A 15632-nucleotide genomic window follows, 5' to 3' on the forward strand; every position below is an offset into this window, starting at 1 on the left:
TCCATTAGATACAAGGCTTTTAGTAATTAACACGCCCTAATTTAAGTAAATACGAATATACAACATAAGCTTATGATGCTCACACAATACCTGCGGCGAGTGAAGCTATCGCTCGCTTTGATTATTGCTTCTCAACTAATTTACTCTGTTCCTATTTATGCGGCAGATGCTAAAATAACGATTTCTAAAGCTTGCCGTGTAGAGCTAACTGGTGAAAGTACCCGACGCTGGAATGAAATTTCTGGAATGTCCCTAACTTATACGCTCCCTTCAATCACCAGAGAGCTAGAAAATGCTCAACGGCGAGGAGATACAAGTTTCACAACCCAGACATTAGATTTTGCTATCAAGACAATTACTACTCAAATACAATCACTGACACAGAAGGATAATCCAAAACTTGCTACTATTCTCGATCAAATCGTGGTCTTAGCTAAACCTTTACCGAGTGGGTATAGTCTGGGTAAAACTTATGTCTTGACGGAATCTGCGATCGCCTATGGAAAAATTGGCCAGTCCATCAAAGGAAAACAAACCCTGCGGCTTGCGGCTGAGTCGGTATCAGGAATTCGCAATACTCCTAAAGATTTAATTGCGGCTCACATTCGCCTTGCAGAAGGGTGGATTGCGCTCAACCAACCGGCGGAAGCTGCATCTTCCCTCAACTATGGGTTTGAGCAAACTATCAAAAATCTGAAAGATATCTATGCACGACGTGAATATTTGTCAAAACTGGTTAATTTATATCTCCAAATTAACCAACCCACAAAAGCTTTAGAGGTGCTAAAGCAACTTTCTCCTCAAGATTATGATCCTGATATTACCGTCACTCAGATTGCTGCTACCTACTTTAAAGCTAAAGACCCAGTAAAAGCAAAGCAATTACTCGATCCATTGCTCAAAGCAGCACTAGCAATTAAAGATGTGGAACAACGAGAAATTAAATTAATGAATTTGGTGCTACACTATGCCCCCAGTGGAGATTTAGGGCGATCGCAGCAAATTGTTTCCCTAATGAAACGCCCTAATTCTTTCCGGGCTAGAAGTTGGTTAACAATCGCCGCAGAAAGTCGCAAATTTAACCAGCCAGAAATCCGCGAATCTGCGATCGCCCGTTTAGTTGCTGATGCCAAAGCCGCTAAAATAGGCGATCAGTTTGGTGGACGCTTCGATAATGAATGGTATGGCGAGATGTCAAATTTATCTCAAACTCGCGGCTATCACCCAGAACTCAAAGCCCTGATTGCTGAACTGCGTGCGGTGAATGTCTTGGGAATTGTTTTGCAAGATTTGATTGCTAATAAGCAGTTTACAACTGCGCGGCAAATGGTACCACGTCCGATGATCGTACAGATAGATGCAGGCTATTTCGATGAAAGCGATCGCTGGCTGGATAATATTGCCATAGCCACCCTTGAAGCCGGACAAACCCAGGATGCAAAAGCTAGAATTGCTGGAGAAAAAACCGATGTGCGGCGATTGCTGCGGTTTGCTCAAGCTTTCCATCGTCGTGGTAATGTTGCTGTTGCCGATCAATTATTCACTCGTAGCCAAGTAATAGCTAATAGCATTTCTGCTTTACCTACCGCCATCACAACTCATGCTGCGATCGCCAATGCTTTGATTTCCACCAATCGTCCAGCCGATCAAGTATTGAATCGAATTGTCACACTGATACAAACAGAAAAAGCATTGCCACAACAAGCACAATTATTGCTATCAATCAGTTCAGAATTTGACGCAACGCGATCAACTTATTTTACACTGGCAGAAAAATTAAAGTTACTTCAGCAAGTAGACTTTGCTACCTTAGCTGGTAATCAAGCGATCGCCTATCGTCAGCCAGAGGAAGCATCCCGTTTTATTAGTTACGCCGGGAGAAATGCTAGCGAAAAGTTTGACTTTGCTTTACGAGTTGTGGAACTGAATCTGACTCAAGGTAATTTTACAAAAGCGCGATCGCTCCTCAATATTCCCATACAAACCCTCCGCAATGCCCCAGAGTCTTCCTTACCACCGATTGCAGAACGTTCCCGTCTCTGGGGGCGGATCGCTTTAAATCTAGTGCGTACAGGAGATACTAAAACTGCGATCGCCATTGCTCAGAATGTCACACCATCGCCTGAACGCGAACAATTACTGCAACGTTTACGCTGTTATCAAGACTGAGACGAGGATTGTAATGCCTAACTGGAGTGCCGTTGAAGCTAGTTTTTTACATCTAACTCAGCCACAGCAATTAGGGGAATTGGCAGCCTATTTAGCAAGGCTCAAATCTTGGGTAAAAAATACCCATCCCTAATAATCCAGTAAAAGCGATCGCGCTGAAGACAAGCCAGAGTTTGGCAAAAAAGTTTTTGTCGGAGATGACGGGCTTTGTATCAATCTCTGTCGTAGTCACGAGGTCTGGTACGGTTGCGTTTGGAAGGAATCACTGCGGTTATTGCCCTGTGCATGAAGTCGCTCAATTACTCGTGAGTGGTTGGTGAGCGATCGCACATTCCCAAACCCCGTTTTCTAGGGTGCGTTATCAGCAAAGTCCCAAATCTATAACCTCAGTATCCTTGTCAGAATATGTTAAGTATGCTAAATTTATGACTACCTAAATTTAAGTACTTCTAATATTATTGCAGTAAGTAAAGAGAAATTTAGAAATCATGCGCGGAATATATAATTCGCTACTACACAAACAAAGTCCAGATGGTGCGTGGACTTTATACAATAACTCGCGTGGTGCGCTGCGCGAAGCGCCAGCGCGATAAGCGGGTTTTGCCTGTGTAGCTGCGATTTCTAATCGCCAGGTATGAATAAAATTTGACTTTTCATGCCAAATTAGCTCAAATTCCCTCACAGAAAATACTGATGCAACCAAGTCATAAAAAAAGCTCTGAAGCAAGCAATCGCTTGTTTACTTCTTTGCATATTCCACCTGCTCTGAAATCTCCAAATGTCTGTTGTTTTGTGATTGGAGAGAGCGTATCTTTTTTTGGTTCTTGGATGACTCAAATTGCTCTGGTATGGATGGTTTATCAAATTACTGATTCAGCCATGTTAGTTGGCGTAGTGGGATTTACAAATCAATTTATGGGATTGATTATTACACCGTTAGTAGGTGTATTACTCGATCGTTGGAATATCCGTTATATTTTACTAACGACTCAGTTAGTATCAATTTTGTTATCTGGTACTCTCACAGTTCTCACTATTAACGGACAGATCACCGTTACTTGGATTATTATCATTGGTATCATGCAAGGAACTGTCAAAGCTTTTGATCTCCCAGCACGCCTAGTTAGTATTCCCAGGCTTGTAGAGAATAAAGCAGATAGATATAGCGCCAATGCTATTCATTCATTCTTAATTAATACAGCTAAATTTGTCAGCCCGATGATCGGAGGATTATTACTAGCTAGATTCGGCGCTGCTTCATGTTTTTTGGTAGATAGCATTAGTTATGTACCCTTTATTTCAGCAATATTAACTACTGAATTTAAATCAATTACTAATAATACTTCACCGCAAAAAACCAATATTTGGCAAAACTTAAAAGAGGGTTTTGTTTTTTCTTATAATTTTATCCCCATTAGATATATTTTGGGTTTACAAATTGTAATTTGTTTCATGGTCATGACCCATGTTAATCTCATACCTATTTTTGTCAAAGAAGTCTTAAATGGTAACGCCGAAACAATGGGTTTATTAATGACAGCTTCCGCACTTGGTTCTATAGTTGCCGGACTTTATCTGATGTTAAGAAAACAAGTCACAGGATTAGTAAAATTAATAGCGTGTTCTGCGACGATTGTGGGTTTAGGTTTAATACTTTTTTCTCGCTCTCATAATCTAGAAGTTTGCCTAGTATTAATTTGTATTGTCGGCATGAGTAATACTCTCACCTTGGCAGGTATTAGTAATTTTATACAATTAATTCTTGTTGATGAAAATAAAAGAGGTAGAGTTACAAGTATATTGACAACAGGCTTTTTAGGGATATTACCATTTGGTAATTTATTTTTTGGAGGATTAGCGAATCAAATAGGAGTAAATAATGCTTTATTATTTGGTGGTATCTGTTGCTTAATAGGAGCTTTTGCTTTTATTAAAAAATTACCACAAATGAGAAATATAGTATCTTCAATTTATGTAGAAATGGGTTTAATTTCTCAGGTAAATAAAAATTAGATATATAATTTTCAACTCTAAAAATAGAGAGGGAAGATAAAAATAATTCTTCCCTCTACCCAGAGAGTTTAAAGTACTATTAATGTATCTTTATGCGATCGGCAATTATTTAACTAGGGCAATTCAAGAAAATTTAGTTTCATTTACTGAACTTTTAATTCTTAATAGATTTGCCGTAACTTTGATGTTGCGATCGCAAATTTAAATGTTGATGAGCCTGATTTATTCATCCGTTTATAAAAAAATCCTTAAAAGATAGCACTAGTACAGCACGGCGTAAATAAACATACCATTCAAAATCAACAAAACGCTTACTCTGTCTTAATTTTGAATTTTAAATTTTGAATTCCGCCTTGCGGTACTAGTTTCTTTTCCTGATCCCTTAACTGTGAAGTTTTTATTTCGTAAAACTTCCAGCTATATTGCTGATTCAATAAGTGATTAATTTGCCAAAATCAATGAGTATATTTTCTTATAATCGCCTAATGTCAAAATGTCATGACTTTACAGAATGTTTGTAACACATCAATGATTCTTAAGCGCACAAGGTTTTTGTGTCTCTACCCATCTGTCAGATTCTATTTAGGACTTTTGTAAGAGACTCCATGAACATAATTCACAAGAAATAATAAAAATCCATCTTTTCTAGCCCTTATTGCCTAATCCCTAGCCCCTATTTTCAAGGCTTGTCTATGCTTCTAAATACTTTTATCTTTGACGAAATCAGATTCTATGTTTTATAATCTACAGTAAGTTAATCGAATTACCGTTATTTATGAAATTGAAGGTAAAAATAGAAATGGCACTAGCCCAAAATATCAATATCCAAGACATCGCAGACACTCAAAAAGTAAATCATCATTTCTTGTGGAAGGTATCACAACTGTTTACAGCTTTGATCAAGCGGCTGCATTTTCACACTAAAGGATATACAACCGTTTTTGGTGTTATGTTATTGACCTTTATTAGTTTCGGATTTTTATATATTCATTGGTCTGGGAAGAAGTTAACTCAAGTCTTCCAAAATCGCACTGTTGTAGAACAAAAATGAGTATATATAAAAGATTGCGAGTTATATCTTATCTAGCTCCCAATTGGTTTGAATTCTATCAAGCGATCGCAACTTATTTAAGTCGGGTTTTGCGAGTAGAATTCCAACTCAAACAAGGTGAATGCGACCCTTTAGAAGACCCCCTATTATTTCAAGACCAGATAGACTTAGCTTTTATTTGTGGTTTACCACTAATTCGCTATAGTCAAATAGTCTTAAATCAATTGCAGACATTGGTTGCGCCTGTGATGGAATCACCACGCTATAGCAACCATCCTATTTACTATGCAGATGTTATTGTCAATGCTAATAGTAATATCCAAAAATTTGCAGATTTAGCAGGCAAAAAATTTTGTTATAACGACCCTGGTTCTAATAGTGGTTACAATTTACTCTGCCATAGGTTAATTAAAGAAACATCTGGGCAAATTTTTTTTAGTAAGACCTTACAATCAGGCTCACATCAGCGTTCAATTCGCTGGGTAGTTGAAGGATTGGCAGATTGTGCGACGATTGATAGTGTGGTATTAGAACAGGAATTAAAGAATTTTCCCGAATTATTACAACATTTGCGTGTGGTGGAAGTATTGGGGCCTTCGCCGATGCCACCTTTAGTAGTAGCACAGCATTTGGGTATATCTTTAATTCAGCAAATGCAGTTAGCGTTACTCCAACCAGATACCCAGATGCTAAGAGAGATGAAACAATTTGGAGTCAGACGTTTTGCCCCAGTGAAGTTGGCAGATTATTACATAATTAATCCCTGAGTTTGTCTAAATCCCCATGTGAAACCTGATAACTGTTCACTGTTTTAAAGGATGGCTTCGTGTTATAATAAGAGTAAGTGAAGAATAATATTATTCTTCACCAGTTTTTAAGAAACAGCATAATTCCAACTTTGTTGTTGAACCGACAACACAGCATTGTGGTAAATTTGCTCAAATAATACTCGCTGTGCATGACTCCCACCAATTTCATGCAAGCGTGGTAAAATAAATTGGAGTTCTGCGATCGCTTTATGGAAATCGCCTTTGGCATGAGCTACCATTCCTCTAGCGGCGGGAATTGCTACCTCTATCCAACGCTGTCGCAAAAAAGGATTGATTCTCAAAGTGTGATACTGTATACTTACAAGCATCTGATTTACCCAATCATGGTGTCCGGCTTTGGTAAGGGCATAGACATAATGCAAGTCTTGGAATGGTAAGGCGTGTTCTTCAATCCGGCTGTAAAGATAAGGACTGATTTCTTGCCAACGGTTCCCCACATCTACACCGCGCAATTCTAGCCTTAATAATAATGAAATAGCTCCTACTTGGTCTTTGGGAGATTGTTTGTTAGCACGTTTCCAAATGTGCGTATCGTATAGTTGCAGGACTTTTTGATAGTTTTCTAATTGCAAATAATATAGGGCAATGTGCCACCAGTTATGGGTATAGAGCATAGAATTGCAGTGTTCCCAGGTGTCTGCAAAACTCTCCATCCAAGCTATACCCTCATCGACTCTTCCCTGAGTTTCCATGATATGACTAATTGCATGATGTGCCCAAGGATCGTATCTATTTAATGCGATCGCCTGACGTGCCATTTTTTCTGCCGCTTTAAGTTGATGGCATTGTTCTAAACCAAACGCCACCATACCGTATAAATAATGATTTCCAGGATTGCTAACTAAGACTTTCTGGGCTATTTGCCGCAATCTCTCTTTATCACCTATGTAAAAATAATGATACTGTCCTTGCTGTACGGAAATTAAATCATGGTGAAATTTGTTGGTAATCTGTTCATGCAAGGCGATCGCTACATCAATCTCTTGATCTGCCCAAGCGGAAATCGCCTGCACATATAACTTTTCTCTTTCTGTAATTTGGGCTATATGCTGTTGTGCTGATTGCAGATATGGTTGCGCTTGCTGCCAAGCTTTGCGATTTTCTTGGGTAAGATAATAAGCGGCAGCATAAGCATGAGCTAATGCACAAGTCGGATCGGCAACAATTGCTTGTAAAATTGCTGTTTCTGCATCTTTACCATAAGCAAGCATTTGCTCTGTGAATTGGTTAATAGCTGCGATCGCTTTGGCTGAATCTGTTGTAACTATTAGTCCTTGTGCATCTTTAAGCATGATTAATTCCTTACACCCAAATTTATTAAGGTGTTGGTCAATTTAAACTACAGCAAATCGGTCGAATTAACGTATTTTAATTATGAGTATGGCACACTTAGCAAAAAACGGCAAGAATAAAACTACTGTAAGTTGACGGACTAACCGGACTTATTTTTCTAAAAGTATTGCTTTAGATCAATAAAATCAATTTCGTAATCTACTAATCACTTTCCTTGCGAAACTTAAGCGACATAAAACCGAGTTGAGCAGTAACCGCGATGCGGTTCTGCTCACCTGCAAAATCCCGCTTCGGTTATCTGCTCCAACGAGCTAAGTTAAATACGCCACTTACTTACTGAGTATCGTAGCATATAGTGTAAGTATACTGATTGAAATGGTCGATTTAATAGATAAGGTCAAAACAGGAGAGTGGTGATGACGCAACAAATTTCAACAGAGGAATTACAAACCCACCCTTTCAAAATTACCGATGTTGTATCTTACCTTCACCAACAAGGATGGCAAGTAGTAAACCACCCCAATCCGCGTTTACTGGTATTTCAAGGTGAGAAAGATGATACAGGAAATCCCATCCAGCTTGTTTTACCCAGCCAAAACAGCTTTGATGATAGCGATCGCATACTTAAAAAAGCCATAAATTTACTAGCAGCACTCGAAGAAAAATCTCCACGAGAACTTATCGATATAATTACTCAAACAACAGCTAAATCAAGTTGATTGAATATTTGATCGCAACTACTAAAAATCAAGGGCGATCGCTTTGCTCCCCTCTGAAACAGTATCGCCCATTTAGCCCATAAATTAGGTTGCCCCCTCTTCTATAGCCCTAGCAATCAGTGCTTCAATCCCTTCCCTCGCACAAGCATTGAGAATCGCGATCGCTTTTCGATTTCCCTTTTTGGCAAAATATCCCCATATCGACAACCAATCTTGTAGTGACAGTGCGTACATGCTTTGAAATTCTTCCTGGATTCTGATTCTACACTCAACAATATCCCTAGAAAGTCTTAAATTCGCCAAAGATTTTGCCTTCTTCGGTGATTCATGAATAAACCAATCTGCACTTCGGTTGATACACCTGATTCCTTCCCGATAATCGATACGATATTCTCCAGAATGCAAAACTAAAACCTGTAAACTAATATTTGCATCAAATCTAACCTGAAGCGGTTCGCCAGATTCGACCAGATAATTACCAGTAAAAAAATAGCAATTGAGAATAGGATTTGATTCGGATTCATTATCAGATAAAGCTTTAATTATGCAATACCAATTATCACGAGAAATGTTGAAGTGATGCTTCTCCAAATGACCTTCTCTCAAAAGAGTAGATAGGTAGATTGCTGCAACTGAGAGAGGATAAACTCGCATTAATCTCCCATTTCCAACTCGAACAATATGGGTTTCCAGCCGACGCGATTCAATAAATTTTTGCACAGCTTTCTTTGACCGACCAACTAACAATGCCATTTGGCGATCGCTCATCAATTTTTGTCCATCTGGTAATTGGTAAGTCCTCCAAATCTTGCCGGAAAACTGCCAATGGGAATAGGTAACTTTGGGATATCTAATGGGTTTTGGGTCGGTTTTTATGTTTTTTGATTGCTTCATAAAGCACCAACTTACAACTTGAGTAAAGAAGAGGAAAAGGGGCAGCGAAAAGTTTGTGGGGACGGTTTCCGTCCACAAAACTTTTCAAGACAGGGGGCAGGGAACATGGGGGAAGGGCTTGCTCGCCCCGCTCCCTGCTCATGAATTCTCCCTGCCTCTTCCGGTCAACAATAGGGAACGGACACCAGAATAATGAAGTGATAGATGACACCCAAAAATTGCTGCAATGATAATGAATCAGCAGACAAACTTTATACAAACATTAAAATTGCTTTAAGCTAGTTCATCCTAGCTTAAAAATCAATTTACGTATCAACTGCCGTAGAGCAAGATTAATTTATCCCTGGAAATTAAAATAAATTGCGATAAATACGAGAAGCTTTATTTACATTAATTTTTCTATTACTTAAAAGTATATACTGATAAAAATTGCATAATATTTGGATATTATTCATTCTATTACAGCAAATATGCTGTTAGTTGCTACCTAGAAACGTCTATTTAAAGTGTAAAAAGCTAGGCAAAAACCAACTTAACTGTCTTTATTTCCCTATAGTCACTACTTTTCACCAGTTTTAATAAGATTTTCATCCAAGAACAGAAATCGGTAGATGGTCAATTTATTGACTTTACATACTGAATTTTGCTAAATTTCCAAGTTTTTGGTTACGAGATAGCAATTATCAAGCAAGTCACTGCATTTAAGCTTGAAAAAAGCCATATTCGTTTTGTCATCTTCCAGAAAACTGCTTTGCATCGAGCGGAGATACTACAACTTGTTTGGTTGCGTGGGGTAGAAGTTGTTTGGCTTTAGTAAAGCTTTGTTCGGATGGAATTGCAATGATGACTTTGGGTATGGTTTTGAGCAGTTCCAAGGGTAACGGTGCGCGGTTGTCATCCCAGACGAGATACATGGTTCGCAGCTGGTGGGGTGTGTTTTGGGAGATTGCGTGCAGTGCATCGATGGGAGAAGAAACTAAAATAGCGATTTGTGGTGATTTTGTATTCCCACGTCCCACGGTCAAATGGAACCAACCCTTTGAACGTCTGCTTTCTGGGTACATCTGAAATTGCTTTTTGTCTTTTGCGACTAATAAATAAGCCCCTGTGCTTTCTCCATCTAGGTTGCGAGCGATAAATACTCCGTTCCCAGCATCATCTGCATATATCAAATCTCTTTTTCGTAAGGTCTGTGAAAGTTGAGATGGAATTAAATATTGTTGCCTCAAATAATTTTCTAATTCTTGCCAATGGGAAGGACAACTGGAAGGTGGAACAAATGGTTGCGGTAACTTCTGCCGAATGATGTTTGCTGCTTGGGTAATTGCATGATTATGGACAGTTTGCAAAACCGGTGTTTCGTCGAAGTGATCGCGCAACCAAATCACCGCATCCTTGAAATTCAACTGGTTTATTCCCATCACCAAGTCAAGCGCATCACCATGAAATTGCTCGTTGGGATTGATTCCAAGTTCATAAGCGATCGCTTCCAATGGTAAATCTTGCTGTTCGAGCTTTAGTACCCTCAATTCCTTTTCTAGTCTCTGCCGTAACTCTTCGCTTCTGGACGCTGTTTCTTTCCACTCCGTTCTTTGTTGGAGGATGCGATCGCGCTCCGAAAGTTGACAATTTATGATCTCCAACTGGGGATTCAATAGCTCAATTACTCTTTGTCTATATTTATCACTGCTTTCTTGCGGTTCAGGTTGGGGAATCAACTGTTCCCAGTCGAGTATCCGAGAGCTTTGGTTAACGGCAGAATAATACTTTCTGACTTTCTCATGGGTTGCCACACTTCCCTTCACACCACGGACAATTCCCAAATGTGCAACAGCAGCAGTAAAACTATCCTGCAACTCGTACATTTTCACTCTAGTCCCAAACAGAGCTTTGCAATTGAGTTTTCCCCGTTCATCCAAAGGTACGAGATAAGCGTGGATATGGGGTGTAATTTCATCTAGATGTAACTCTGCTTGAACTATGCGATCGCCCCAAGACTTTTTCAACCATTTCACAACCGCATTAACAAAATCATCTAAACGCTGTTGCTCATAAATCCCGCCTTCGTGCGGTGCATTGGGACGAAAATATTCTGGACTCGCACTCAACAACATTTCCACTGCTAACACTGCGTCAGAGCGAATTTTCTGCGAGCCGATTTTTTCCCGCACTAAAGTTTCTAAGCCAAGATTTGTATTATTTCCAATTAATTCTAAATTTTTGATTTCCGGGTTGGCATTAGGTGTATCAACCAGTCGAAGTGTATGCGCTTGGCTACGACTCAGAGTTCCCCAGGATTTTATTTTCTGGATGCGACAAATTGCAAAAGCCATGATTGATGATTTTTGAAGCTGTTGGTAGTAGTTAAAAAGTAGCTATATCTTCTCTTCCCAATAACCCATTCTATTATTTTGCTTTACATTCTGTTACTAATAAGAGCGAATCTTGGGCAAAATAGAATTTTTTTAGAGTTGTTCTATTGAAAAAAGTAATTCGTTTTATCCGTTACTATCATATATTTTTATTGATGAAAAAAAATGGATTTCTAAAAATACCTAAAAATACCCAATAAATCTATCTTTTTACTGAAGTTTAGATAAGTATTCTATGAATCATGCCTTTGTGTATAAAGGCTGAAAACACTCGCAGATAATAAGTCTAAAAGTTTACTCAATAAGGTGTTTGTAGTAAATCAACTTTATTCTTCTAGTCTTGAAATGCTTGTATAGGTGGTAGTATGGGTTATCGTCTATTGTTTTGTACTTATTTGTTACATATTCTTACTCTATCTTTTTATACAAATGTTTGCATCCATCGTTCAAGCTGGTTGTGACTCAAGTTTGAGCTATTGAAATTACTCCTGCTTATTTGCTAATAAATGAGTAAATGCTTTAACTCATGAAGTAAATCGAATGAAAAGGAGTAGGAAAGATGTTTCACGCATCAAGTGTGCTTATCAGAAAAATAGCCCTACAAAAACTATTATTCGAGAATCAAGAACTATCTCGAAATTCAAATTATTACTCGGCTATTTTTATATTTTCAGCCATGAATATAGGAAAAAGGTGTAGTGTGTTTCACCGATGAATTAACATATAACCTGAAATTTTTATGCGAGATTTTTTGGGTGATGTTGAAGATTTGCAGGAACTGATAGCAACTTTTTCTATTTAAAACTAACTCCAACTCTTACAACCAAGTCACCATAAGCATTAGAAGCATTTACACTTTATCGATCTATAAAAGGAATTAGCAGGAAAATTCAACATCAAATCACTGAAACTTCAATAAATTTTGCTAATAACCAACCTGCTGTTTCCTGGATTTAACTTTAAATATCTTCCATTTTCACCACATTTACCGAATAAACATCATGGGTAAAATGACTCAACGCAGAAATAAATCCTCTCCAGAATTAATTTTAGCTTTGGACTTTGGGGGAAGTGCAACCAAAGGAGTTTATTCCACCCTCGATATGATGATTACCAAATCGTTGCTGATGGAACCGGAGGTGGTGAAAATTTCTCCAGATTCGACAACTGGTGAAACTCTAGGAGCAACAGACCCAGAAAATGCTGCATGGATAAGGTACACGGGTCAAACCTTAGCTGTGGGGTATTTGGCAAAAACTAAGTATTATGGCAACGAAGGATTGAAGGAACTCAAATACGAGCGTGCAGTAGCCAAAACATTGGCTGCGATTTGGGTGACATCACAAAAACTGAAATTGGGCGCAAAATTTCGAGTTGCATTGGTCTGCTTACTACCACCGGGGGAATTCGAGAACAAGGAAAGTTTTCAGCAACAGCTAAAAGCCGCACTCGCAGACTTCACCACACCCACGGGGAGAATGCGTGTGGAATTATTTGAATTCAAATGTTTACCTGAAGGTGCAGGAATTTATTTGGCTTACCAAAAGCAGCAAGGAAAAACCATCACCACAAAAGCGATACTCCATAGGAGTCACTCCGTGATCGCATTTGTCATGGTGGGTTACAGGAATGCATCGGTGTTGATTGCAGAAAGGGGAATCATTGCCGCAGATGGAAAAACTTCTGATTTAGGAATGATTCGACTGTTAGAAAAAGTTGTAGCAAGAACTTCGGGACAAACGACTTCCCAGCTTGCTCCTGCGATAGTTGCTGCTGGAAGTGATATCTCTGGTACACCATTTTTACGCTTACTCAGAAGCGCTAACAACGCAAATAAACAACAGGAGTTAATGCAAATTCAACAAGCTGTAAAACTTGCTAGAAACGAATATGCTGCCGTACTCACAAGTTGGTTAGACCAAGTAATTTCCCGCAATCAAATTACAGAAATTCTATTTTGTGGGGGAACGGCAGATTATATGAAGAGGGAATTAAATTCTCATTATCCCGGAATACCTTGTTTGTGGGGAGTCGGTGCAGATATCCCCTCAGAGGTCGATCGCTTTGGTTTAGGAAGTCGATTGGCTGATGTTTACAGTGTGTTTTTGTACTTTTGGGAAAAAGTAAATTATGGGCGAACAAATTGATTTTCGGTGGCGTTATCAGCCACGCAAGGAAACAGATATAAAGTTGATGGAATATATCCAATCTAATCCGATTCGAGCCAAAAGTGAAATTATACTTGTTGCAATTCGTTCTTTTTGGTTGCCCCATGCGATTACCACGAATTCAGGTGATAACAAACAGATTCAATCCATAGCCAGAAGTTCCATACAAGTCTTAAAAAGACAGGCTCAAGAGATTGGAGAATTAGCAGGATTAGAAGAGTCTTACGGGATATTTACAACCCATCCTGGTGCAAATAAACAAACATTGGGAATATTGCCTAATATCTCAGGTAAATTAGTAGGTGATCGCTTAGAGAATTGCGTTTACGATGATGGCGGATTGAGTAATTTTTTGTAGGTTTCAACTTTAAGAGATAAAGCAGATGAGAAAGAGAAGAGATAAAAAGAACAATAACTCCTTATTGGATAGCAGAGAGATAAATCAGAATACCGTTATTGATGATCGGGATAAACTTGATATAGGAAAAGACAAATTACCAACAAATGTGGAAATAACAAATTGGCAACAAGAAATAGATAGAAATGCAGTTAATTCTCAATTAGCAAATAGTACAGTATCTAGCGAAGCAATGACACAACCAACAATTGATAATTGGCAACAAGAGATTGATGGAATTATTTTACCAAAAGATGCATTAGAAGGAGGTGAAATAAATGGAAATCAGCAACTTTCGCAAGCAAGATTAGAAAATAACTTCCCTGTTTTCAAAACGAATAAATCTAAACAGGCAACCACAATCCACATTATCGATGGGGAGAAAGGGGGATGCGGTAAATCTTTTATTTGTCGAGCTTTTATCGAATACTGTAATTCAACTGATCGTGACATGATTATTATCGATGCGGATACAAGTAATCGAGATATCGAGAAAATTTACCCGAATGTGGAGATAGCTTTCTTTAGTGATGATGAGAAACAAGCTTATGAAGCAGATAAAATATTTGATTTTGCCTTTGAGAAGTCTGTATTGGTAAACTTACCCGCTCAAGTATATGGCAATTTCAAAAACTGGATTCAACGCAATGATTTAGTCAATTTAGGTAAGGATAATTCTATCATTTTTATCAAATGGTTTGTTTCTACTGGTGGCATAGATTCTGTTAATTTTTTTCTCAAATCATTAGATGACTTTGGTAATGATATTACCCATGTATTTGTTAAAAATTATGGCTTGTGCGATAACTGGGAATACGTGGAGACAATGCCTGAATTTATCGATGCGGCTCGTAAGTATAACTTTTATGCGATCGATTTTCCCAAATTCCCTTTTTGGGAACGCAACACCATCGACCGTTTAGGAATTACGTTTACGGATGCAGTTTCCTGTTCTGAACTGAAAATCGTATCGAAGCAGAGAGTCAAAAATTTCCTCCAGTTTGCCTACAAAGCTTTCGCAAAAACGGGTTTAATTGAATGAGTAAACCTCAAACCCCTGATGATTTGTTGGCTGAAGCCTTGAGGGGAAAGAGCGACGATTTTAAACGTCGGGTTTTGGATTTTGTTTCAAAAACTGGACTGTCCCAGGATGACCCATTATTTCTAGTTTTGGTTGCTACCGGACAATTGGAAGTCATGTTGTCAGATGCACCGCAGACTTTACAACTGCTGTTTCAAACATGGAACCAAGATTTAGCCCATAATTTAGAGCAAGTTGAACAAGTTGCGATCGCCCGTCAAAAGGTTGCAATTAATCGCGTGGCACAAGAACTAATTCATGAATCTTTATTACGCGAGGGTCGGAACATTATTAATTCAGTCTTTCCGGCTACTGTTGTCTTCTTTTTCATCTTTGCAATCGGTTTCATCGCAGGTGTGTCGATTCCTCCTTGGTTGAATGGTGTCTTGTCTGGGGGATACACCAAAGTTCAAGCCAATACTCTGACATGGGATGAATTAGAAGCAATGAAATGGGCTGTATCTAGCGAAGGAAAATTTGCCAAGAATTTGATTAATTGGAATCGTGGTTATTTGGAAAATGGCGAATGTATCAAGGATGCTCAAAAATTGGGTTTGGTATTGTCCCAATATAATCGCAAAGCAAAGTCAGGATTTTGTACTATTTGGGTGACTCCGCCAGCACAGCGTAAGTTTGTTCCTTGAA

The 15632-nt window shown here is 38.6% G+C and carries 14 protein-coding genes; 10 read left to right on the forward strand and 4 right to left on the reverse strand.

The features are described from left to right. Positions 1-72 precede the first annotated feature (72 nt). Positions 73-2169: a lipopolysaccharide assembly protein LapB gene (locus tag H6G41_RS09110; RefSeq protein WP_190745658.1), complete on the forward strand. Its 2097-nt coding sequence runs from the start codon at positions 73-75 to the stop codon at positions 2167-2169. Positions 2170-2608: 439 nt separating this feature from the next. Here H6G41_RS09110 and H6G41_RS09115 read toward each other — a convergent pair whose 3' ends face one another. Further along, positions 2609-2851: a hypothetical protein gene (locus H6G41_RS09115; RefSeq protein WP_190745660.1), complete on the reverse strand. Its 243-nt coding sequence runs from the start codon at positions 2849-2851 to the stop codon at positions 2609-2611. An 11-nt stretch (positions 2852-2862) separates the two neighbouring features. Here H6G41_RS09115 and H6G41_RS09120 point away from each other — a divergent pair, with 11 nt between their 5' ends. From H6G41_RS09120 to H6G41_RS09130, 4 genes are all read left to right on the forward strand, one after another. Further along, on the forward strand, positions 2863-4182 hold the full coding sequence (locus tag H6G41_RS09120) for an MFS transporter (protein ID WP_190745662.1): 1320 nt from the start codon (positions 2863-2865) through the stop codon (positions 4180-4182). An 82-nt stretch (positions 4183-4264) separates the two neighbouring features. Further along, positions 4265-4387, forward strand: a complete 123-nt coding sequence (locus H6G41_RS35715) for a hypothetical protein (RefSeq protein ID WP_277878068.1) — start codon at positions 4265-4267, stop codon at positions 4385-4387. A gap of 594 nt (positions 4388-4981) precedes the next feature. Next, the gene (locus tag H6G41_RS09125) at positions 4982-5233 is read left to right on the forward strand and encodes a hypothetical protein (RefSeq protein ID WP_190745664.1); all 252 of its coding nucleotides are present in this window, start codon (positions 4982-4984) and stop codon (positions 5231-5233) included. Then, positions 5230-6000 (forward strand): PhnD/SsuA/transferrin family substrate-binding protein, encoded by a 771-nt coding sequence (locus H6G41_RS09130; protein WP_190745666.1) that lies wholly within the window; start codon positions 5230-5232, stop codon positions 5998-6000. The genes H6G41_RS09125 and H6G41_RS09130 overlap by 4 nt, the downstream gene beginning before the upstream one ends. A gap of 107 nt (positions 6001-6107) precedes the next feature. Here H6G41_RS09130 and H6G41_RS09135 read toward each other — a convergent pair whose 3' ends face one another. Continuing rightward, the gene (locus H6G41_RS09135) at positions 6108-7355 is read right to left on the reverse strand and encodes a tetratricopeptide repeat protein (RefSeq protein ID WP_190745669.1); all 1248 of its coding nucleotides are present in this window, start codon (positions 7353-7355) and stop codon (positions 6108-6110) included. A 417-nt stretch (positions 7356-7772) separates the two neighbouring features. Here H6G41_RS09135 and H6G41_RS09140 point away from each other — a divergent pair, with 417 nt between their 5' ends. Then, on the forward strand, positions 7773-8075 hold the full coding sequence (locus tag H6G41_RS09140) for a hypothetical protein (RefSeq protein ID WP_190745671.1): 303 nt from the start codon (positions 7773-7775) through the stop codon (positions 8073-8075). 84 nt (positions 8076-8159) lie between these two features. Here the strand turns inward: H6G41_RS09140 and H6G41_RS09145 are convergent, their stop codons facing one another. Together H6G41_RS09145 and mobV are read right to left on the reverse strand one after the other, a co-directional pair. Next, on the reverse strand, positions 8160-8969 hold the full coding sequence (locus H6G41_RS09145) for a hypothetical protein (RefSeq protein WP_190745673.1): 810 nt from the start codon (positions 8967-8969) through the stop codon (positions 8160-8162). A gap of 731 nt (positions 8970-9700) precedes the next feature. Further along, entirely contained in the window at positions 9701-11302 is a 1602-nt protein-coding gene (gene mobV / locus H6G41_RS09150; protein WP_190745675.1) for a MobV family relaxase, read from the reverse strand. A 1040-nt stretch (positions 11303-12342) separates the two neighbouring features. On the opposite strand from mobV, the gene H6G41_RS09155 reads away from it, so the two are divergent. Genes H6G41_RS09155 through H6G41_RS09170 form a run of 4 tightly spaced genes read left to right on the forward strand, consistent with a single transcriptional unit; the run spans position 12343 to position 15631 of the window. Further along, entirely contained in the window at positions 12343-13488 is a 1146-nt protein-coding gene (locus H6G41_RS09155) for a ParM/StbA family protein (protein WP_190745677.1), read from the forward strand. Then, positions 13472-13867, forward strand: coding sequence for a hypothetical protein (locus H6G41_RS09160; RefSeq protein WP_190745679.1), 396 nt, complete (start codon positions 13472-13474; stop codon positions 13865-13867). The genes H6G41_RS09155 and H6G41_RS09160 overlap by 17 nt, the downstream gene beginning before the upstream one ends. Before the next feature lie 25 nt (positions 13868-13892). Beyond that, complete coding sequence (locus H6G41_RS09165; RefSeq protein WP_190745681.1) at positions 13893-14948, forward strand: cobalamin biosynthesis protein CobQ; 1056 nt, start codon at positions 13893-13895, stop codon at positions 14946-14948. Then, positions 14945-15631, forward strand: a complete 687-nt coding sequence (locus H6G41_RS09170; RefSeq protein ID WP_190745683.1) for a DUF6753 family protein — start codon at positions 14945-14947, stop codon at positions 15629-15631. The genes H6G41_RS09165 and H6G41_RS09170 overlap by 4 nt, the downstream gene beginning before the upstream one ends. Position 15632 lies beyond the last annotated feature (1 nt).

Origin of the sequence: Tolypothrix sp. FACHB-123, from assembly GCF_014697075.1 — a bacterium.
Lineage (GTDB): Bacteria > Cyanobacteriota > Cyanobacteriia > Cyanobacteriales > Nostocaceae > Aulosira.

Excerpts from the sequence above, each read along its gene's own strand:
- H6G41_RS09155 (WP_190745677.1), top strand. The coding sequence starts at position 12,343 with ATGGGTAAAATGACTCAACGCAGAAATAAATCCTCTCCAGAATTAATT.
- H6G41_RS09135 (WP_190745669.1), bottom strand. The coding sequence starts at position 7,355 with ATGCTTAAAGATGCACAAGGACTAATAGTTACAACAGATTCAGCCAAA.
- H6G41_RS09170 (WP_190745683.1), top strand. The coding sequence starts at position 14,945 with ATGAGTAAACCTCAAACCCCTGATGATTTGTTGGCTGAAGCCTTGAGG.
- H6G41_RS09130 (WP_190745666.1), top strand. The coding sequence starts at position 5,230 with ATGAGTATATATAAAAGATTGCGAGTTATATCTTATCTAGCTCCCAAT.
- H6G41_RS35715 (WP_277878068.1), top strand. The coding sequence starts at position 4,265 with ATGTATCTTTATGCGATCGGCAATTATTTAACTAGGGCAATTCAAGAA.
- H6G41_RS09120 (WP_190745662.1), top strand. The coding sequence starts at position 2,863 with ATGCAACCAAGTCATAAAAAAAGCTCTGAAGCAAGCAATCGCTTGTTT.
- H6G41_RS09140 (WP_190745671.1), top strand. The coding sequence starts at position 7,773 with ATGACGCAACAAATTTCAACAGAGGAATTACAAACCCACCCTTTCAAA.
- H6G41_RS09125 (WP_190745664.1), top strand. The coding sequence starts at position 4,982 with ATGGCACTAGCCCAAAATATCAATATCCAAGACATCGCAGACACTCAA.
- H6G41_RS09110 (WP_190745658.1), top strand. The coding sequence starts at position 73 with ATGATGCTCACACAATACCTGCGGCGAGTGAAGCTATCGCTCGCTTTG.
- H6G41_RS09145 (WP_190745673.1), bottom strand. The coding sequence starts at position 8,969 with ATGAAGCAATCAAAAAACATAAAAACCGACCCAAAACCCATTAGATAT.
- H6G41_RS09165 (WP_190745681.1), top strand. The coding sequence starts at position 13,893 with ATGAGAAAGAGAAGAGATAAAAAGAACAATAACTCCTTATTGGATAGC.
- mobV (WP_190745675.1), bottom strand. The coding sequence starts at position 11,302 with ATGGCTTTTGCAATTTGTCGCATCCAGAAAATAAAATCCTGGGGAACT.
- H6G41_RS09160 (WP_190745679.1), top strand. The coding sequence starts at position 13,472 with ATGGGCGAACAAATTGATTTTCGGTGGCGTTATCAGCCACGCAAGGAA.